18 protein-coding genes are annotated in these 18,078 nt (G+C 66.5%); 6 read left to right on the top strand and 12 right to left on the bottom strand.

The features are described from left to right. Positions 1 to 50 precede the first annotated feature (50 nt). The 5 genes from PQB87_RS17765 to PQB87_RS17745 form a co-directional block, all read right to left on the bottom strand. A complete protein-coding gene (locus tag PQB87_RS17765; protein WP_153490792.1) occupies positions 51 to 734 on the bottom strand; it encodes a phosphorylase in 684 nt (227 codons plus the stop codon). Positions 735 to 758: 24 nt separating this feature from the next. Further along, complete coding sequence (gene shc, locus PQB87_RS17760; RefSeq protein WP_021161397.1) at positions 759 to 2,732, bottom strand: squalene--hopene cyclase; 1,974 nt, start codon at positions 2,730 to 2,732, stop codon at positions 759 to 761. A gap of 15 nt (positions 2,733 to 2,747) precedes the next feature. Further along, positions 2,748 to 4,001, bottom strand: coding sequence for a hydroxysqualene dehydroxylase HpnE (gene hpnE, locus PQB87_RS17755; RefSeq protein ID WP_111938666.1), 1,254 nt, complete (start codon positions 3,999 to 4,001; stop codon positions 2,748 to 2,750). Between the two features lie 13 nt (positions 4,002 to 4,014). Beyond that, a complete protein-coding gene (hpnD, locus tag PQB87_RS17750) occupies positions 4,015 to 4,863 on the bottom strand; it encodes a presqualene diphosphate synthase HpnD (RefSeq protein WP_027790206.1) in 849 nt (282 codons plus the stop codon). A 259-nt stretch (positions 4,864 to 5,122) separates the two neighbouring features. Further along, complete coding sequence (locus PQB87_RS17745) at positions 5,123 to 5,455, bottom strand: hypothetical protein (RefSeq protein WP_027790205.1); 333 nt, start codon at positions 5,453 to 5,455, stop codon at positions 5,123 to 5,125. A gap of 175 nt (positions 5,456 to 5,630) precedes the next feature. Here PQB87_RS17745 and PQB87_RS17740 point away from each other — a divergent pair, with 175 nt between their 5' ends. Further along, positions 5,631 to 6,515, top strand: a complete 885-nt coding sequence (locus PQB87_RS17740) for an alpha/beta fold hydrolase (protein WP_059688139.1) — start codon at positions 5,631 to 5,633, stop codon at positions 6,513 to 6,515. Between the two features lie 56 nt (positions 6,516 to 6,571). Here the strand turns inward: PQB87_RS17740 and PQB87_RS17735 are convergent, their stop codons facing one another. Genes PQB87_RS17735 through PQB87_RS17725 form a run of 3 tightly spaced genes read right to left on the bottom strand, consistent with a single transcriptional unit; the run spans position 6,572 to position 8,494 of the window. Continuing rightward, entirely contained in the window at positions 6,572 to 7,510 is a 939-nt protein-coding gene (locus PQB87_RS17735; protein ID WP_111938665.1) for a GGDEF domain-containing protein, read from the bottom strand. Continuing rightward, on the bottom strand, positions 7,507 to 8,133 hold the full coding sequence (locus PQB87_RS17730) for a chemotaxis protein CheC (protein WP_021161391.1): 627 nt from the start codon (positions 8,131 to 8,133) through the stop codon (positions 7,507 to 7,509). Before PQB87_RS17730 ends, PQB87_RS17735 begins: the two co-directional genes overlap by 4 nt. Continuing rightward, on the bottom strand, positions 8,126 to 8,494 hold the full coding sequence (locus tag PQB87_RS17725) for a response regulator (protein WP_021161390.1): 369 nt from the start codon (positions 8,492 to 8,494) through the stop codon (positions 8,126 to 8,128). The genes PQB87_RS17730 and PQB87_RS17725 overlap by 8 nt, the downstream gene beginning before the upstream one ends. Before the next feature lie 481 nt (positions 8,495 to 8,975). Between PQB87_RS17725 and PQB87_RS17720 the strand changes: the two genes are divergently transcribed. Then, entirely contained in the window at positions 8,976 to 11,234 is a 2,259-nt protein-coding gene (locus tag PQB87_RS17720; RefSeq protein WP_059688141.1) for a hybrid sensor histidine kinase/response regulator family protein, read from the top strand. Between the two features lie 45 nt (positions 11,235 to 11,279). On the opposite strand, the gene PQB87_RS17715 is transcribed toward PQB87_RS17720, so the two are convergent. Then, positions 11,280 to 11,834 (bottom strand): NADPH-dependent FMN reductase, encoded by a 555-nt coding sequence (locus tag PQB87_RS17715; RefSeq protein ID WP_059688142.1) that lies wholly within the window; start codon positions 11,832 to 11,834, stop codon positions 11,280 to 11,282. A 365-nt stretch (positions 11,835 to 12,199) separates the two neighbouring features. Between PQB87_RS17715 and PQB87_RS17710 the strand changes: the two genes are divergently transcribed. After that, positions 12,200 to 12,799: an RNA polymerase factor sigma-70 gene (locus PQB87_RS17710; RefSeq protein WP_042976293.1), complete on the top strand. Its 600-nt coding sequence runs from the start codon at positions 12,200 to 12,202 to the stop codon at positions 12,797 to 12,799. Continuing rightward, positions 12,777 to 12,992, top strand: coding sequence for a zf-HC2 domain-containing protein (locus tag PQB87_RS17705; protein WP_091920804.1), 216 nt, complete (start codon positions 12,777 to 12,779; stop codon positions 12,990 to 12,992). The genes PQB87_RS17710 and PQB87_RS17705 overlap by 23 nt, the downstream gene beginning before the upstream one ends. Positions 12,993 to 13,114: 122 nt before the next feature. Here PQB87_RS17705 and arsC read toward each other — a convergent pair whose 3' ends face one another. Beyond that, positions 13,115 to 13,471 (bottom strand): arsenate reductase (glutaredoxin), encoded by a 357-nt coding sequence (gene arsC / locus PQB87_RS17700; RefSeq protein ID WP_059688143.1) that lies wholly within the window; start codon positions 13,469 to 13,471, stop codon positions 13,115 to 13,117. Between the two features lie 391 nt (positions 13,472 to 13,862). Then, the gene (locus PQB87_RS17695) at positions 13,863 to 14,657 is read right to left on the bottom strand and encodes a hypothetical protein (protein ID WP_489243407.1); all 795 of its coding nucleotides are present in this window, start codon (positions 14,655 to 14,657) and stop codon (positions 13,863 to 13,865) included. A gap of 215 nt (positions 14,658 to 14,872) precedes the next feature. On the opposite strand from PQB87_RS17695, the gene parA reads away from it, so the two are divergent. Together parA and PQB87_RS17685 are read left to right on the top strand one after the other, a co-directional pair. Beyond that, on the top strand, positions 14,873 to 15,535 hold the full coding sequence (parA, locus tag PQB87_RS17690) for a ParA family partition ATPase (RefSeq protein ID WP_027790199.1): 663 nt from the start codon (positions 14,873 to 14,875) through the stop codon (positions 15,533 to 15,535). A gap of 23 nt (positions 15,536 to 15,558) precedes the next feature. Then, positions 15,559 to 16,620 (top strand): ParB/RepB/Spo0J family partition protein, encoded by a 1,062-nt coding sequence (locus PQB87_RS17685; RefSeq protein ID WP_021163724.1) that lies wholly within the window; start codon positions 15,559 to 15,561, stop codon positions 16,618 to 16,620. Between the two features lie 90 nt (positions 16,621 to 16,710). Here the strand turns inward: PQB87_RS17685 and PQB87_RS17680 are convergent, their stop codons facing one another. After that, positions 16,711 to 18,078 (bottom strand): replication initiation protein, encoded by a 1,368-nt coding sequence (locus tag PQB87_RS17680; protein WP_021163723.1) that lies wholly within the window; start codon positions 18,076 to 18,078, stop codon positions 16,711 to 16,713.

Raw genomic sequence — 18,078 nt, 5'->3', positions numbered from 1 at the left:
AACGGAAGGAAAGCCGGAAAGGGAGGGGTACGAAAAGCGGCGAACGCCGCTCAGACGATCCGCATCGCGCCCGCACGCTCGAATGCGTGCCGCGCCTGGATCAGCGTCGTGCGCGCCGCGCGCGCATCGCCGGCCACCTGCAGCAGCGGGCCGAGCTGCGACGGCTGTTTCAGCAGTTCACGCAGGATCGGCAGGATCGCCGTGCTGCCGTCGTCGCGCAGGCCGGCCGTCGCCGCGCTGGGCAACGTGCGCCACGCCGGATCGACGATCGCGCGGCACACCGCGAACGGCACACCGCGCGCCGCCGCGAAGGCCGCCGCGATATGCGACTCCATGTCGACGGCGAGCGCGCCCTTCGCGCGATGCAGCGACGTCTTTTCCTGTTCGCTGACGACCGGTGCGCCCACGGCCGCGATCGTGCCGCGCGTGACGCGCGCCCACACCGGCGTGTCGTGCAGCGCGGCGACGAGCCGTGTGCTCCAGCGCGTATCGGTCTCGACGCGGCCGAACGGCCCGTCGATCGCGTTCGCGATCACGAGCGCGCCGGGCGCGAGGTCGGGCGCGAGCCCGCCCGCGGTGCCGAAGCTCACGATGCCCGCGCAACCGCGCGCGGTCGCCTCGGTCAGTGCGCGTTCGAGCCGGTCGGCGCGCGCGGCGAAGACCGCTTCGACGCCGTCGCCGCGCGCAATGCGCGCCTCGAACGCCATCCCCGTCACGGCGATGACGGGCAGCATGCCGGTGGATTGCGTCGCCACGCGTTACAGCCCGAACGTGACGCGCGTCGTGTTGTCGCGCTTCAGGTTGCGATAGCGCGCGAGCGCCCACAGCGGGAAGAACTTGCGATAGCCGTGGTAGCGCAGGTAGAACACGCGCGGGAAGCCCGTCGCCGTGAAGCGCGCCTCGTCCCACAGGCCTTCTTCGTTCTGGTTGGCGATCAGGTAGTCGACACCGCGCGCCACCGCCGGGTTGTTCACCTCGCCGGCCGCCATCAGGCCGAGCAGCGCCCAGGCCGTCTGCGACGCCGTGCTCGGCGCCTGTTCGAAGCCGCGATAGTTCAGCTTGTAGCTGTCGCCGTCCTCGCCCCAGCCGCCGTCCTTGTTCTGGATCGACAGCAGCCACTGCGCGCCGCGCTTCATGCGCGGATCGTCCGGCGTCAGGCCGGCCGCGTTCAGCGAGCACAGTGCCGTCCACGTGCCGTACACGTAGTTCATCCCCCAGCGGCCGTACCAGCTGCCGTCCGGTTCCTGCTCCTTGAGCATGTAGTCGAGCGCGCGGCGCGCCGGCTCGCTGTTCAGCGGCGTCTCGCCGAGCTGCGCCAGCATCGACAGGCAGCGGCCCGACACGTCGGCCGTCGGCGGATCGAGCAGCGCGCCGTGATCCGAGAACGGGATGTTGTTCAGGTAGTACTGCGTGTTTTCCGGTTCGAACGCGCCCCAGCCGCCGTCGCTGCTCTGCATCCCGACGACCCACTCGCGCGCGCGTGCGATCGAATCGCGATACGCGTCGTTCTGCCGGAGTTTCTGCGCGCGATCCATCGCCACCGCGACCACCGCCGTATCGTCGACGTCCGGGTAGTGCGCGTTCGCGTACTGGAAAGCCCAGCCGCCGGGCCGCACGTGCGGGCGGCGCGAGATCCAGTCGCCGCGCACGTCGAGGATCTGCAGCGGGCGCAGCCATTCGAGGCCGCGCAGCACGGCTTCCTCGGCCCGCGCGTCGCCCGTCTCGAGCAGCGCATGTGCGGCGAGCGACGTGTCCCACACCGGCGACAGGCACGGCTGGCAATACGCTTCGTCGTCGTGCACGACGAGCAGCTTCTCGATCGACTTGCGTGCGATCGCGCGGTTCGGATGATCTTCCGCGTAGCCGAGCACGTCGTACATCATCACCGCGTTGGCCATCGCCGGATAGATTGCGCCGAGGCCGTCCTCGCCGTTCAGGCGCTCGTCGACGAACGAAACGGCCTGGCGGATCGCGCGTTCGCGCGTGTAGTTCGGGAACAGGCCGTCAGCCGCGCGCAGCGCATGGTCGACCACGCGGAAGAACGCGAACCAGCCGGGGCTCTGGTGACCCTGGCGCGGCAGCAGGCCGGCGTTGACGGGCGGATCGATGAACAGCTCGTCGATGCGCACGCCGCGCGGGTTCTTCGCGAGCGGGCGCTTCGCGTTCAGCACGAGCAGCGGCACGATCACGGTGCGCGCCCAGTACGAGACCTTCGACAGGTGGAACGGGAACCACTGCGGCAGCAGCATGATCTCGACCGGCATCATCGGCACCGCGCGCCACGGAATCGCGCCGTACAGCGCGAGCTGGATGCGCGTGAACACGTTCGACATCTCGGCGCCGCCCATCGCGTGGATCGCGCGGCGCGCACGCTGCATGTGCTCGGCGTTCTCGTCGTCGCCGATCACCTTCAGCGCGAAATACGCCTTCACGCTCGCGCTGATGTTCGGCGCGCCGTCGGTGAACAGCGGCCAGCCGCCGTCGGCCTGCTGGATGCGGCGCAGATACTTGCCGATCTTCTGTTCGAGTTCGACGTTCGGCGTCTCGCCGAGATAGTGGACGAGCAGCACGTATTCGGCGGGAATCGTCGAATCGGCTTCGAGTTCGTAGACCCAGTGGCCGTCCGCGTTCTGCGCGGCCAGCAGCGCGTCGGTCGCACGCGCGACGGCCGCATCGACGCCGGCCGGCACGGTGCCGGCGGACAAGGTAGCCATTTCGGTGAGATCGTTCATCGGTCCCTCTGTTGCTTACTGTGTCTGGAGCACGTCCGCGGCCAGCTGGCCGGAGCGGATCGCGCCCTCGATCGTGGCGGGCAAGCCGGTGGCAATCCAGTCCCCCGCCAGCACGAGATTGGTCCAGCGCGTACGCACGGCCGGACGCTTCATTTCCTGCGACGGCACCGCCGCAAAGCCCGCGCGCGGCTCGACGACGAGCTGCCACGCGGGGATGGTTTCCGGGTTCGCGCCCGTCACGCGCGCGACGTCTTCCCAGATGCGCCGCGCAAGCGTGTCGCGCGGCGTGTCGAGCCAGCGGCCGGCGTCGCGGATCGTCGCCGCGAGCTGGCCGCCGCCGGTGCGCACCGCATCGACGACGCCGTTCACGACCGCCGTCTGCAACGGCGTGCCGGCCGGCGCCTCGATCGCGAAATACGCGGTCACGACCGCGCTGAACGTGTCGGGCGCGGTGAGCTCGGGCACGAGCGGCTGCGCGACCTCGGGCGGCACGGCCAGCACGACGGCGTCGCCCGGTGCGAGATCGATCCGCTCGCCGCCGACCGAGACCGCATCGACCGCATTGCCGTGCGCGCCGAATTCGAACGCGTCGAGCCGCGAGTTCAGCCGGATCTGCGCGCCGCCGTGCTGCAGCATCCGCAGCGCCGGCTCGACGAATGCGCTGCCGAGACCATCGCGCGCGACGAGCGGACGGCAGCCGGGGCCGCCCGCGGCAAACGTGCCGCACAGCGCCGCACGCGCGAGTTCGGCGCTCGCGTGGCGCGGCTCGACGTTCAGCACGCCGAGGAAATACGGCCGCAGCCAACGTTCCCACAGCATGCCGTCGCATCGCATCGTCTGTGCGAGTGAGCGGCCCATGCGCGCGAACGCGAGCGGGGCGAGCGCGAGGTAGTCGAACGGCGTCGTACCCGGCGCACGCGATGCGGCATCGAACAGCCACGACGGCCAGCGCCCGTCGCCGAAGCGCAGCGTCCAGCGCTGCTGCGACGCGACGTCGACGACCGGGAATTCAGGCAGCGCGGGCCCCGCGAGCCGGTCGGCCGCGCCGATCGCGCGCAGGTAGCGCTGCGTCGCGGGCTGTCCCGCGAACACCGTGTGCAGCCCGCTGTCGAGCGTCGTGTTCAGCGTCCCGTCGAACCATGAGCGGCAGCGGCCGCCCGCATGCGCGTGCGCGTCGTGCAGCACGATGCGCCGCCCGCGGCGTTGCAGCTCGACCGCGGCCGACAGGCCGGCAAGGCCGGCGCCGATCACGTGGACGGTCCTGGGCATCGACTCGGTCGACTCAGAACAGCGCGTAGCGCGCGGCGATCATCAGCATGCGCGCCTTCGGCTTGCGCAGCGGCGCGCGCGGGAAGGCGAAGCCGCGTGCGATCGCGGCTTCGAGAATGCAGCGATACGCCCCCGACATGATGCGCGGCGCCTTCACCTGCGCACGCGGGCACGTATCCATCACCGCGTCGGCCTGGCGGAAATGCTCGAGCGCGCGCTCGACGAGCGTCGCGCACACGCGCGGCAGCGCCGGATCGCGCACGATCGTCGCCGGGTCGGTAATCGCGATGCCTTCGCGCGCGAGCAGCTCGCGCGGCAGGTAGCAGCGGTTGATCGCCGCATCGTCGTCGATGTCGCGCAGGATGTTGGTCAGTTGCAGCGCGCGGCCGAGGTGATGCGACAGCTTGATCCCTTCGGCTTCAGGCATCCCGAAAATCCTCACCGACAGCCGGCCGGCCGCGCTCGCCACGCGATCGCAGAAGAGGTCGAGCGTCGGCTCGTCGGGCGCGCAGATGTCTTCGACCGCATCCATCGCCATCCCGTCGATCATCGCGTGGAAATCGTCGCGCTGCAGGTTGAATGCACGGATCTCGCGGTCGAGCGCGGCCAGGTGGCGCGGCGGGCGGCCGGCGTAGCATGCGTCGATGTCGGCGCGCCAGCGATCGAGGCCCGCATTGCGCTCGGCGCGCGGCAGGTCGCTGTCGGCGATGTCGTCGACCGCGCGGCAAAACGCATAGACCTGGAACATCGCGTCGCGCTGCACGGCCGGCAGGATGCGCATCGCAAGATAGAAAGAACTGCCCGATGTGACGGCAGCGGCGTCGGTTTCTTGTTCGTCCACGACGGAATTGGAAACGGCCAAGACAAGCTCCACGGAGACACCCACGCGGGGCGATTGAAGAAGCCATGCCCGGCTGGGATGGTCAGGGCGTCAAATGCGTGCGAGATATGCGAACGATCGACGCAGACAGGCACAAATTACCGGCCGGAAGCCGGAATTGGGCGAAAGTATAGCAATCTTTGAAGTTCGATGGCGGACACTCGCCGCATGCGGCGGCATGCTGGAGGCCGTTGGCCGGCAAGGGCGCCCGGCCCGGGCAGGAAGCGGTGCCGGCGCTGCGTCAGCCGTAGACGATGTCGCGCTGCAGGTCGAGCGCAATGAGCCCCATTTCGCGGGTGAGCTGCAACATCGAGCGGCGTTCGAGGCGCGAGCCCATGAAGCTCGTCACGTGGCCGTCGGGCTCCGCGGTGAACTGGAACACCGCGCCGCCCGTGCCGAACCACGCACCCGGCACGTCGGGCGATTCCTGCCAGTCGATCTGCGCGAAAACACGCGCGATGCCCGCGCGTATCAGGTCGCCCGGACCGATCGGCGGCGCGATGTCGCCCAGGTCGTCGAGCGAATAGGGGCCGGGTTTGTTCGGCTTCCGATAGAAGAGATAGTCGACGTTCATGGGGCGCAATCGCGGGCAAAGCAACAAATTAGCGCGCTTCGGGATAAATTCATATCGGATACGGACGAAATGTGGCCTGTACGAGACAAGAGGGACAGATCGAAAGCGGCCCGTCTGGGTGCGCGCGGGTTCGTCTAAGATGACACCTTTCTCAAAATCTGAAGACCCGGACATCATGGAGACGAACGCAAGCGCCACCCCGCAGTCCGATCATCCCGTTTTCGTGCTCGTGCACGGCGCCTGGCACGGCGCGTGGTGCTATGCGCACGTTGCGGCCGCGCTGGCCGAGCGCGGCCACCTGTCGATCGCGCGCGACCTGCCCGCGCACGGCATCAACGCCCGCTTTCCGGTTTCCTACTTCACCCGCCCGCTCGACAAGGATGCGTTCGGCGCCGAGCCGTCGCCGGTCGCGAACACGACGCTCGACGATTACGCGACGCAGGTCATGCAGGCGGTCGACGACGCGTACGCGCTCGGCCACGGCAAGGTCGTGCTCGTCGGGCACAGCATGGGCGGCCTCGCGATCACGGCGGCTGCCGAACGCGCGCCCGAGAAAATCGCGAAGATCGTCTATCTCTCGGCCTTCATGCCCGCGTCGGGCGTGCCGGGCCTCGACTACGTGCGTGCGCCCGAGAACAAGGGCGAGATGCTCGGCCCGCTGATGCTGGCGAGCCCGCGCGTCGCCGGTGCGCTGCGCATCGATCCGCGCAGCGGTGACGCCGCGTATCGCGAACTGGCGAAGCGCGCGCTGTACGACGACGTGCCGCAAGCCGACTTCGAAGCCGTCGCGAACCTGATGACCTGCGACGTGCCGGCCGCGCCGTTCGCGACCGCGATCCCGACGACGGCCGCGCGCTGGGGCGCAATCGACCGCCACTACATCAAGTGCCTGCAGGATCGCGTGATCCTGCCCGCGCTGCAGCAGCGCTTCATCGACGAAGCCGACGCGTTCGCGCCCGGCAACCCGACCCACGTGCACCAGCTCGACAGCAGCCATTCGCCGTTCATGTCGCAGCCGGCCGTCCTGGCCGGCGTGCTGGCCGACATCGCGAAAAGCTGAGCACGGCACGCGCGGGGCGCATCCGCTCCGCGCGCAGCAGGGCGGTGCGGGTGCGCCTACGCGTAGGCCACCGAGCGGTCGCGCCCGAGGCGCTTCGCGCGATAGAGCGCGGCATCGGCCTCGTTGACGAGCACGTCGCAAGTCGTCGCGCCCGCCTTTGCACACGCGCCGCCGACACTCGCCGTCACCGGCACGCTGACGCCCTCGGCATCGACCGGCACGCTGCCGATCGCATCGCGCACCTTGTCGGCCACGAGCATCGCCTCGTCGAGATTCGTGCACGGCAGCAGCAGCGCGAATTCCTCGCCACCGAAGCGGCCGAACGTATCCTGCGCACGCACGATCGACGCGACGCGGCGCGCCGTCTCGCGCAGCACGGCGTCGCCGGCCGCGTGCCCGAAACGGTCGTTGATCGTCTTGAAGTGGTCGAGGTCGAACAGCAGCACCGACATGTCGCCGCCGTAGCGCTGCCAGCGCGCGAATTCGTCGCCGAGCCGCGCCTCGAAGAAGCGCCGGTTCGCGATGCCGGTCAGGCCGTCTCGATTCGCGTGTTCGCGCAGCTTCGCGACCGCCTCCTCGCGCTCACGCTGCATCACGCTCACGTGCGTGACGTCCGAGATCGTCACGCACACGGCTTCGACGTCGCGGCCGCGCGTGAGCGGCATGAACGTGCAGTCCTGCTGCATGTAGTCGACGCCGCCCGTGATCGGCCGGTCGTGCTCGAAGCGGAACAGGTAGGGCCGCTGCTCCCACGAACTGAACGCGAAGCTGCCGAGCTGGAACACGCTCTCGAGCTTGCGCGACAGCCACGCGCGCGGCAGGTCGGGAAAACAGTCGAACAGGTTGCGGCCGATCACGTCGGCGGCCGGGATGCCGCTGTGGTCCTGCATGAAGCGATTCCACATCAGCACGGTCATCGCGCGGTCGAGCACGAACAGGCCGAAGCCCACCCGCTCGATCACGAGGTCGCTCAGCGACGGGGCAGCGGTCGTCATAGCGCGGACAGCAACGCGTCGAGCGCGTCGCCCATCAGCCGGATCGAATCCTCGGCCATCAGCATCACGAAGTGAGCCCGGAACGCGTGATCCTCGAGCCCGAAGTTCACCTCGAGCAGCAATGCCACGCTCCATGCCAGCTCGGTCGGCTGGAAGACGTCGTCGAACGACACGTTCGCACCGAGCAGCCCCGGCGGAAAGAACACCGGCTTGCGTCCGAGCTCGTCGAGGATCGATGCGACGCAGGCGCCCATCAGCACGTTCGCGACGTCGAACACGACTTCGTCGGGTGTCGCCATCCCGCCGTACACGCCTTCGCCGAACGTGCGGTCGACGACCGACATGAGCCGCGCGATGCTCGCGGTACGGCACAGCACGATCGCCTCGCCCTTGATGTCGGAACGGAAGCCCTGGCGCACGGCGGTCACGTTGTCGTAGATGCCCGTCATCTCGCGCAGCGCATCGCCCGCGTCGGTCGCTTTCACGACCCGCACGCGCGGCACCGACAGTTCGATGAAGCGCCCGAGCAACAACGCGAGCCGTGCGGCGGCACGGCCCATTGCGAGGTTGGCGATCTCCTGCAACGCGTCGCGTTGCTCCGCCGTGAACACCGAGTCAGGCATACAACCCATACTCCTTGAGAATGGGCAGCAATGCCTCCGACGTCACGGGCTTGGCAACGAATGCGATCGCGCCCAATTCGCGCACGCGTGCTTGCGCCTGCGGCTGGATATCGGCGGATACCACGATCACGAACGTGTTCAGATCTTCGTGGCGCAGTGTCTCCAGCACCTGATATCCGCTCATGTCGGGCATCGTCAGGTCCAGAAACATTACGGAAGCTTTGCCGTCACGATACAGCGCCAAGGCCTCTCGACCATTCGCGGCATACGCGACATCGACGTCCCAGCCTCCCGGCAGCGCCTTTGTCAGAAGTTTGCGAGCGAGCAGCGAATCGTCGGCAATTACAATCGGCAAAGGCATGGGGCGAAGCGGTATACGGAATGGTCTCTCTCGCGTTAACGACCGCGCGGCGCACTTCTTGAGGCGCCAATGCGTTCGGGCGCGGGCAGCCGCCTTGCAACCGCGCGCGGGCGCCGCAACGCGGGCGCGCGCGACGCGCCGCGCGGCGAATGCCGGCGGGCGCAGATATCTGTCATAGGGAAAGCAAGGCGCGATTCTCGGAGTAAACCGGAGGCGATGCAACTCGCCATATTCACCATTTCGGACAGAATCGGTCCGAACATGCGCCATTCGGAAAACAGCCGCGACCATTTTCGAGATAAGCACGCAAAATTTTTCCTTGTGTACGTTTGCGCTGCCGGATTCGTCGCGTTTTCAATCTGACAATTTCCCCCTGTCGGAATCGACAGGATTACTTGCGTCCGGGTGCATCCGGGGCCGTACGGCGGGCCGTCGCAACTCGTTTATGATGGCAGGCACCTTCGCCTCACCCGCTTCCTCGATGACGTCCGACCGGCCCGCCGATTCCCACGCTCCCGCTTCCACGCCCGCCGACGACTGGCAGGACGACGGCAACTATGCGTCCGGTGCGCCCGAGCACGATTTCGCGGTGCGGCGCGTGACGCTGATCGTGCTGCTCGTCGCGGCGATCGTGCTGCCCTGCATCTACGTCGTGGTGATGGCGTATAACGACCTGAAGACGCGCGAGGCCGCCGCGAGCGACGTGACGATGCGCACCGTGCGGGTTGCCGAGGAGCACGCGCTCAAGGTGTTCGACCTGAGCGAGACGCTCGATGCGCGCATCGTCGATCTCGTGCAGGACATGGACGACGCGACCGTGCGCAACAGGGAGTCCGACATCCACGAAGCGCTGAACACGATCGGCGGCGGCTATCCGCAGGTGGCGGCCGTGTCGATCTTCGGCGCGAGCGGGATGCTGCTCGCGAACAGCCTCTACTATCCGGCGCCCTATGCGTCGATCGCGAACCGCGACGATTTCGCCGGCATTCGCGACGGCAAGGTGATCGAACACATCTCGCGGCTGATGATGGGGCCGCTCAAGCTCGAGAACATTCCCGTGTTCAACACGGGCGTCGCGCGTCGCCATAGCGACGGTTCGTTCGCCGGGATGGTGTCGATCGCGCTGAAGTCGTCGTATTTCAACGCGTTCTACCGCGACCTGCTCGGCGGCGCCAGCACGCCGATGACGATGGCGCTCGCGCGCTCGGACGGCGCGGTGATCGCGTCGTATCCGCCGCCGCCGGCACTCGCGCACACCGACCGCGCCGTCACGTTCGGCGACGCACGCAACGATCCGCGCGCCGGTGTCGTGCGGGTGCGTCACGACGGCGCGAGCAGCGAGATCGTCGCGTATCGCCAGGTCGGCAGCTATCCCGTCTACGTGACGTGCTCGTATCGCACGTCGGCGATCTGGCGTGAATGGTACGAACACCTGAGCGTGCTGTTCCTCTCGATGTTCGCGCCGTCGGTCGCGCTGTGGTCGGTGATCTGGCTGTCGCTCAAGCGGCTGAAGGCGGAAGAGGAGGCGTGGGACCGCTGGCAGGCCGAAGCGTCGATGCGCCGTTCGATCGAATCGGCGTACCGGCAGTCGCGCAAGATGCAGGCGCTCGGCAACCTCGTCGGCAGCGTCGCGCACGATTTCAACAACCTGCTGATGATCATCTCGAGCAACGTGCAGATCGTGCGGCGGCGCGGGGTCCAGCATCTCGACAAGGAACTCGGCGCGATCGAACGCGCGCTGAAGAACGGGCAGTCGCTCACGCGCCAGCTCCTCGGTGTCGCACGCAAGCAGCCGCTGCACAACGAGACGATCGACGTCGGGCAATGGGTCGGCACATGCCGCGAACTGCTGAAGACGTCGCTCGGTTCGAAATCGTCGCTGGTCGTCGCGATCGAGCCCGGTGTGTGGCCGATCCGCGTCGACGTCGCCGAGCTCGAACTCGCGGTGATCAACCTCGCGGTCAACGCGCGCGACGCGATGGCGGCCGGCGGCCGCTTCACGGTCGGCGCGCGCAACGTAACGCTGCGTCGCGAGGACGGCTTTCCGCTGACCGGCGATTTCGTGCAGATCTCGCTCGACGATACGGGTTCGGGCATGGCGCCCGACGTGCTCGCCCGCGCGTTCGAGCCGCTGTTCACGACGAAGGCTCAGGGGATGGGGACGGGGCTCGGCCTGCCGCAGGTATTCGCGTTCTGCGAACGCTCGGGTGGCCTCGCGACGATCGACAGCGCGGTCGGCGCCGGCACGTCGGTGCGCCTCTACCTGCCGCGTGCGCGCGCCGAGGATGTCGTCGCACGGCCGCCGGCGGTCGCGCACGACGCGGGCACGGGCGCGCTCGCCGGCCTGCACGTGCTGCTCGTCGAGGACAACAGTGAAGTCGCGGCCGGCACCGAAGCGCTGCTGTCGCTGCTCGGGCACCGCGTGACCTACGCGCCCACCGCCGACGACGCGTTGCGCCTGATCGAAGGCGCGGCCGCGAACGACGCGTTCGACCTCGTGATTTCGGATATCCACATGCCGGGCCGCCTGAACGGCATCGACCTCGCCGAAGCGGTCGAGAAGCGGCCGGAGAAGCTGCCCGTGATTCTCGTCACGGGCTACGCGGAGGAACTCGACCGCACGCGCACCGTCAACGTCCGCGTGCTGTCGAAGCCGTTCGACATCGCGCTGCTCGACGAGATCCTGCTGGGCATCCGCGAAGCGCGCGATGCACGGCACGCGCGGCACACCGGCACGTGACCCGCTACGCGCGGGCCGGCGCCGGCGGCATGAACGGAGCGACGCTCAGGCCGACTTCAGCAAGCGCACCCAGCCCGTGTAGCGATCGACGAAACCCTGCAGGAACTTGCGGGTGTCTTCGCTGACGATCTGGCCCTGATCGTCGATGCGTGCCGGATCGTGCTTGATGAACATCTCGGGCTGCCCGAGCGTCTTCACGTCGAGGTACGCGAGCACGTTGCGCAGGTGCTGCTGCGCGAGCGCGGTGCCCGTCGCACCCGGCGACGTGCCGAGCACCGCACCCGGCTTGCCCGCCCACGAATTGGAACCCCACGGGCGCGAGCCCCAGTCGAGCGCATTCTTCAGCACGCCCGGAATCGAGCGGTTGTACTCGGGCGTGAAGAACAGCAGCGCATCGGCGGCTTCGATCGACTGCTTGAAGCGCTTTGCGACTTCCGGGAAATCCGCGTCGTAGTCCTGGCTGTACAGCGGCAGTTCGCCGATCTCGACGAACTCGAACGAGAAATCGGCGGGGGCGAGCGAGATCACGGCGTGCGCGAGCGCGCGGTTCCACGAAGCGCGACGCAGGCTGCCGACGACCACAGCGATGCGATAGGACATGACATTCTCCTTCCGGTGAGTGAGGAATCGGATCGATTGCTTCCGAACGAGCGACAAAGGTCTGTTTATAGGCAAGCCAGCCCGCGAACCGCCCCACGGGGCCGCCCGGCCGACTTTCCACAAGGTTTTCCACAGAAATTGTGGATAACTTGGCCGTTATGATCTGACGTTACACATTGCCCGCCGCGTGTCGAGGTCGACACACGACACAGGGTTCGGCAAGCATAGCGCAGCGCGTCGACCGGTTTCGTGAATTCGTGACGGAACATGCATTGCAGGCAGGCACCGCGCCCAGTAAGCTGCTCGCACCGCGACGCGCCCGCTTGGTGGCGCACGCGATTGCCTCGAGACACCGCAACCCAGACATGCCGTCCGAATACGACGATCCCGCCTATCTCGCGCAACTGCGGCGCGACCTGCTGCGCTTCGCGCGACTCCAGCTCCGCGATGCCGACGCGGCCGAAGACGCCGTGCAGGAAGCGCTCGCCGCCGCGTGGTCGCACGCGGGCGATTTCGCCGGGCTGTCGGCCCACAAGACCTGGGTGTTCGGCATCCTGCGCAACAAGCTGATCGACGTGCTGCGCGCGCGGCAGCGCACGGTGAGCTTGTCGGCGCTCGATGCCGAGCTCGACGGCGAATCGGTGCTCGATCGCGAGCTGTTCAAGGAAAACGGGCACTGGGCCGCGCATGCGAAGCCGCGACCGTGGCCGCGCCCGGAAACGCTGTTGCAGCAGCAGCAGTTCTGGACGCTGTTCCAGACCTGCCTCGACCACCTGCCGGAGCAGATCGGACGCGTGTTCATGATGCGCGAATTCCTCGACGTCGAGATTACGGACATCTGCAGCGAATTGACGCTGACGACGAATCATTGCAGCGTGCTGCTGTATCGGGCGCGCACGCGCCTGCGAACCTGCCTCAGTGAAAAAGGACTGACGACCGAAGATGCTGCCGGGGAAATGTACTGACGTGACGCGACTGCTGTCGGATGCGCTCGACCGGCATCTGACCCTGCATGAGCGCCTGCAGGTGCGTATACACCTGCCGACCTGCAGTGGCTGCAGGGCCTATCGCGGTCAGATCGCGCTGCTGCGGACGGCCGCGAAAGCGGCGGCGGGGCGGGGGCCGGACGACGACGATGGGTCGTCCGGGGAAGGCTAGGGGCGGCTCGCTTGGTTGCGATTGCCCGGGTGGTGGTCACATGGTGTGCGGCGATCATGTCGGCTTCGAATGCCGATGTTTGCACCGGGCCGATGCAATCAGAAAAATACGGCGGGCAAGAATTATTCGAACAGCGCCTGCACCGATTCGGGCGGCCGGCCGATGGCGGCCTTGCCCCGATAAACGACGATGGGCCGCTGCAGCAGAATCGGATGAGCGGCAATCGCCGCGTAGGCTTGTGCGTCGGTCAGATCGGCGCGGGCCAGATTCAGCGTCTTGTACGGTTCCTCACCGTCGCGCAGCATGTCTCGAACCGGGCGGCCAAGCTGCCGATGCAGCGCTTCCAGTTCCTCTACCGTCGGTGGCGTCTTCAGGTACTCGACGACATTCAGGGGCGCACCGGTGGTATTCAGCGACTCGATCAAAGCAAGCGTCTCGCGCGACTTCGAGCATCGGGGGTTGTGGTAGATCGTGATCATCGTTCAAGCCTGGAGGGTAGAGCCCCGTATTGTAGCCAGTCTGCATCGGGTGTCTGGGCGGGGCGGTTGGCGCGGGATCTCGGGATCTCGGGTGGATTCGCTGCTTCGCAGAGGCAGGTGGATGAGGCAGTGCGACGGACCATGAGAGGGGCGTGCTGTTCGGGATGCGCTTCACGGCGTTGCGTGATGTGTTTATGCGCATAAAGGTGAGCAGCTTTCTGTTGCGGGACGACGGATCGAGGTTCCGCACGCCGGATCAATACGATGGCGGTTTCTGACCGGAAAGGAGGCGGGCGGTTGCGTCGTGCGTCGGTTGGTTTATGCGCATAAAGCGGGCGATTGCTGGGTAAGGCACCTCTCGATTCGCGGCGCGGTAGCTGTGGAAACCTCCTCACGTGGATGCGATTGCTACGTCGACATGCCCGCTGGTCAATCGCCGCGCACTGGATTCCGGAGCAGTCGGGATGTGATCCTTCGCCGCTTGCCGCTTGCCGCTTGCCGCTTGCCGCTTGCCGCTTGCCGCTTGCCGCTTGCCGCTTGCCGCTTGCCGCTTGCCGCTTGCCGCTTGCCGCTTGCCGCTTGCCGCTTGCCGCTTGCCGCTTGCCGCTTGCCGCTTGCCGCTTGCCGCTTGCCGCTTGCCGCTTGCCGCTTGCCGCTTGCCGCTTGCCGCTTGCCGCTTGCCGCTTGCCGCTTGCCGCTTGCCGCTTGCCGCTTGCCGCTTGCCGCTTGCCGCTTGCCGCTTGCCGCTTGCCGCTTGCCGCTTGCCGCTTGCCGCTTGCCGCTTGCCGCTTGCCGCTTGCCGCTTGCCGCTTGCCATCGCCATCGCCATCGCCATCGCCATCGCCATCGCCATCGCCATCGCCATCGCCATCGCCATCGCCATCGCCATCGCCATCGCCATCGCCATCGCCATCGCCATCGGCCGCAGTTTATGCGCATAAACGAGGCGCCCAAGGCGGCGGGTTGTGTCGACACGCTTGGGTTCAATGGCATGCCTCAACGCGGTGTACCGGGCCAGGACAATACCGCTCCCCCCACTCTCAGAAGAGTCGCTCCCCCGGATCGCGCGATCGACAGCCTCGGCTTCAGCGGAGTTTATGCGCACAAACTCCCCAGCTCTCAACCCAAACCGCCTCATCGAACGAAAGAACAGCGCACCACGATCCCGCGGCAACTCGCTATTCACATCAGCGACGCCACACCTGATGACTCAAACCCCGCCCCGTTCATCGACGTTGCGGACATCCGCCACACAATCCAATCGGGTCACTCGTCGTCTCCGATTCGTTTATGCGCATAAACCGATAGGCCGAATGGCCAATGCGGAGTTGTCGAACGACAATTTCATTGAAATTCAAATATCGTCCTGTAGAATTCCAACGACCAAAATAGGAGTGAAAATTGGCCGCGGAAATCATTGCAGTCACTCAACAAAAAGGTGGCGTCGGCAAAAGCACGATTGCCATGCACCTCGGTGCCGCGTTCCATGAAAAAGGGAAGCGCGTCCTCGTCATCGACGCAGACCGTCAAAACACGCTGGTTCACTGGTCGAGCGCATCCGGCGACAGCGAAAACGGCATCCCGTTTCCGGTCGTCAACCTTGCCGAAGCCGATGGCCAGATCCATCGCGAGATCAAGAAGTTCATCAACGACTACGACATCATCGTCGTGGACTGCCCGCCGTCGATCACCGAGAAGGTGTCGGGCGTCGTCCTGCTGGCCGCATCGATCGCCGTGATTCCGACGTCGTCGTCGCCGGCTGATTACTGGTCGAGCGTCGGGCTGGTCAAACTGATCCAGCAGGCGCAGGTCATGAACGAAGACCTCCGTGCAGTCTTCCTGCTGAACAAGACCGAAGAGAAGCGCATGCTGACCCGCGAGCTCAAGCGCGCGCTGGAGGAACTCGGCTTCCCGTTGCTGAAAACGCAGATCCCGACCCGGGAGGCGTACAAGCAGGCGATGGCGCTCGGTCAGACCGTGCTGCAGATGAACGATCGTGGCGGCAAGCTGGCCGCCACGGAAATTCGCGCATGCGCCGACGAAATCGTCGCCATGCTGCCCTGACTTTATGCGCACAAAGGAGTCACATGAAACCCTCCCAATTTGCCAAAGGATTCCAAGCGCGCCCGGATATCACGACGAGCGAGAAGCGCACGGCGCTCGATCGACTCAATGCGATCGACGGCATCGTCAAGTCCGAGACCCCCACCCCGGCGCCGACCAAATCCGCGAAGAAAGACACCGCGCCGCAGCCCGCTCCCGAGCTCACGCTCGATCCGTCGATCGATGAATCGGCGCAATATCGTGCGTGGCGTCTCGAGAACCGCTATGCGCCCGGGCAGGTGATCGAGCTGTCGCTGAAGGCGATCAAGCATAGCCCGTTCAATCCGCGGCACTTCTATCTGAAATCGTCGATTGCCGAACTCGCGGTCAACCTCGCGAAGCAAGGGCAACAGCAGGCGATCCACGTAATTCCGGACTATGACAATCCGGGCACGTATTTCGTCAGCGATGGCGGCCGCCGCGTGCGGGCACTGAAGGAAGCCAACAAGGAGTCGGTCAAGGCGATCGTGATCGACGTGCCGATCGGCATCCAGAGCTACAAGCTCGGCTACGATCTCAACGTCCAGCGCGATTCGCAGACGGTGTTCGACAACGCCGTCGTGTGGCGCCGCTTCCTCGACGACAAGCATTTCCAGAGCCAGAAGGAACTCTCCGAGCACCTCGGCCTCGACGAATCGACGGTGGCCGTCGCCCTGTCGATCGGCAAACTGCCGGAAGCGATCATGCAGGAAATGGTCGCGCGCCCCGACCGCTTCGGTTCAAACATGGCGTATCAGGTCGGCCGCTATCACAACGCGCGCGGCACCGAGGCCACGCTGCGGTTGATCAACAAGATCGTGTCGGACGATCTCAGCACGCGCCAGGTGTCGGACATCGTCAAGGGCCGTGTCGCGGCGCAGGAAACGCCGAAGGCTGCCGGCCGTCAGCGCTATGCGCAGCGTCTCGAGATCAAGCTTGGCGGCAAGTCGGTCGGCGACCTGAAGTCGTATGGCGAAGATCGCATCGAACTGCGCCTGCGCGGCCTCCCGAAGGACAAGCGCGACGCGATCCTTGAGCAGCTCGAGCGGATGCTGTTGTCGGAGTGATGGAAACGGCCGGTTGGGCCTGGTGAAGATGCCGGGCCCGCCAACCGAGGGCGGGACCGGCGGCGGCCCGTCAGCGGGCCTGAGCGGCCCTCAGGCGGCCCGCGACTGGTTCAGCGTGAACGACAGCAGGTCGCCGTCCGTCGGCTCGCCCCAGGTCTTCTGGGCCAGCCAGTCGAAAAAGGCCGTCTCGGCCAGCTTGGAATCGAGGCCGCGCTTGCGCCAGTCGTCGCGCAGATGGGTACCCATCGTCGGCAGCGCCTCCGACTCGAACGACTCGCGCGCCACTTCGCGCTCGGCGTCGCCCTGCTCTTCGTACAGCACCTTCGCTTCCTTGCGGCGGAACGCAGCGAACTCGCTCAACAGGCGTGCCTTCAGATCGTCCGGCTGGGCCGCCGCAATCTTCGCAGGCGGCGTGCCGGCAGGCAGCGCGTCGACCGATTCGACCGGCGGCGCATAACCCTTCTTCAGCGCATCCTTGAACAACGCCGGCGCGCTGCGCACCGGCGGCAGCGTCGTGCTGCGCATCCGCTGCTCGGTCATCTGCAGCGCGGCACGAATGCGATTTTCCTCGCTGTCCGCATAGAGCGTCTGCGCTTCCTTCAGCGGGATCCCGATCTTCACCATCCGGTCGACCAGGGTGCTGTCGAACACGTTCGGATGTTCGTCGAGCGCGAGCATCGGCTGCTTGCGCTCGGTCACGCGGAACTGGATCTCCGCGACCCGACGGCCTTCACGGTGTTCGATCAGCTCGACGAAGATGTTGGTGACCGCGTTGACTTCCGCGATCGCGGGACGCAGATAGTCGCGCTTGAAGTACTTGTACTCGCGTTTCGCTTCGTCGCCGGCTTCCGTGTCGGGCGTGCCCGACAGGATCGGCCGCCACCATTCCCACGGCTCACGCATCGTCAGGTGGCTCGGGTTCGTCAGGTAGCGCACGCAGATTTCGTACAGCGCCAGGCCGGCGCTGCTGCGCAGCTGGCTCTGGAACTGCAGGCTCAGGCGCGCGTACTGGACCGGGTCGAGCAGCTTTTTCTTGATCTTCGGCGCGAACGAGAATTCGACCCACACGCGGCGGGTCGCCGGATCCTCGAGAATTTCGGCGTCGGCGATCAGCGTCGAGATCCCCCACTTGCGTCCCGGCTTCTGGCTCGACGTCCCCGTGCTCCATTCGACCTGCACCGACACCATGCGGCGCAGGTGTTCCTTCACCAGCGCGGTGTCGTTCGAATCGAAGGCGGAGTTGGCGACGATATCCGAGAGCAGCGCGCGATACGTATCGCCCGAGTCGTCGGCCTGCTGCGCCACGGCCAGCAGGACATTGAACAGCTTGCGAGTGAGGAGCGTGATCTTGCCGCTCTTCGGCTGAATTGCGATCGCCTCGACGGCCTTCCGCAATTCGGCTGAACTGGCACTCACCACATCCACATCGGTTTTCTTGGCGCGCTTCGTCGTGGCCAT

It is taken from the genome of Burkholderia sp. KL41 (genome assembly GCF_057005415.2).
Note: the sequence above shows the minus strand (reverse complement) of the source record. Positions and strands in the feature narration are given on the sequence as shown.

What these genes read in the sequence shown, in the direction of transcription:
- PQB87_RS17765 (WP_153490792.1), bottom strand. Translation starts at nt 734, where the DNA reads ATGCTGCCCGTCATCGCCGTGACGGGGATGGCGTTCGAGGCGCGCATT.
- shc (WP_021161397.1), bottom strand. Translation starts at nt 2,732, where the DNA reads ATGAACGATCTCACCGAAATGGCTACCTTGTCCGCCGGCACCGTGCCG.
- hpnE (WP_111938666.1), bottom strand. Translation starts at nt 4,001, where the DNA reads ATGCCCAGGACCGTCCACGTGATCGGCGCCGGCCTTGCCGGCCTGTCG.
- PQB87_RS17745 (WP_027790205.1), bottom strand. Translation starts at nt 5,455, where the DNA reads ATGAACGTCGACTATCTCTTCTATCGGAAGCCGAACAAACCCGGCCCC.
- PQB87_RS17740 (WP_059688139.1), top strand. Translation starts at nt 5,631, where the DNA reads ATGGAGACGAACGCAAGCGCCACCCCGCAGTCCGATCATCCCGTTTTC.
- PQB87_RS17735 (WP_111938665.1), bottom strand. Translation starts at nt 7,510, where the DNA reads ATGACGACCGCTGCCCCGTCGCTGAGCGACCTCGTGATCGAGCGGGTG.
- PQB87_RS17730 (WP_021161391.1), bottom strand. Translation starts at nt 8,133, where the DNA reads ATGCCTGACTCGGTGTTCACGGCGGAGCAACGCGACGCGTTGCAGGAG.
- PQB87_RS17725 (WP_021161390.1), bottom strand. Translation starts at nt 8,494, where the DNA reads ATGCCTTTGCCGATTGTAATTGCCGACGATTCGCTGCTCGCTCGCAAA.
- PQB87_RS17720 (WP_059688141.1), top strand. Translation starts at nt 8,976, where the DNA reads ATGACGTCCGACCGGCCCGCCGATTCCCACGCTCCCGCTTCCACGCCC.
- PQB87_RS17715 (WP_059688142.1), bottom strand. Translation starts at nt 11,834, where the DNA reads ATGTCCTATCGCATCGCTGTGGTCGTCGGCAGCCTGCGTCGCGCTTCG.
- PQB87_RS17710 (WP_042976293.1), top strand. Translation starts at nt 12,200, where the DNA reads ATGCCGTCCGAATACGACGATCCCGCCTATCTCGCGCAACTGCGGCGC.
- PQB87_RS17705 (WP_091920804.1), top strand. Translation starts at nt 12,777, where the DNA reads ATGCTGCCGGGGAAATGTACTGACGTGACGCGACTGCTGTCGGATGCG.
- arsC (WP_059688143.1), bottom strand. Translation starts at nt 13,471, where the DNA reads ATGATCACGATCTACCACAACCCCCGATGCTCGAAGTCGCGCGAGACG.
- PQB87_RS17685 (WP_021163724.1), top strand. Translation starts at nt 15,559, where the DNA reads ATGAAACCCTCCCAATTTGCCAAAGGATTCCAAGCGCGCCCGGATATC.
- PQB87_RS17680 (WP_021163723.1), bottom strand. Translation starts at nt 18,078, where the DNA reads ATGGCCACGACGAAGCGCGCCAAGAAAACCGATGTGGATGTGGTGAGT.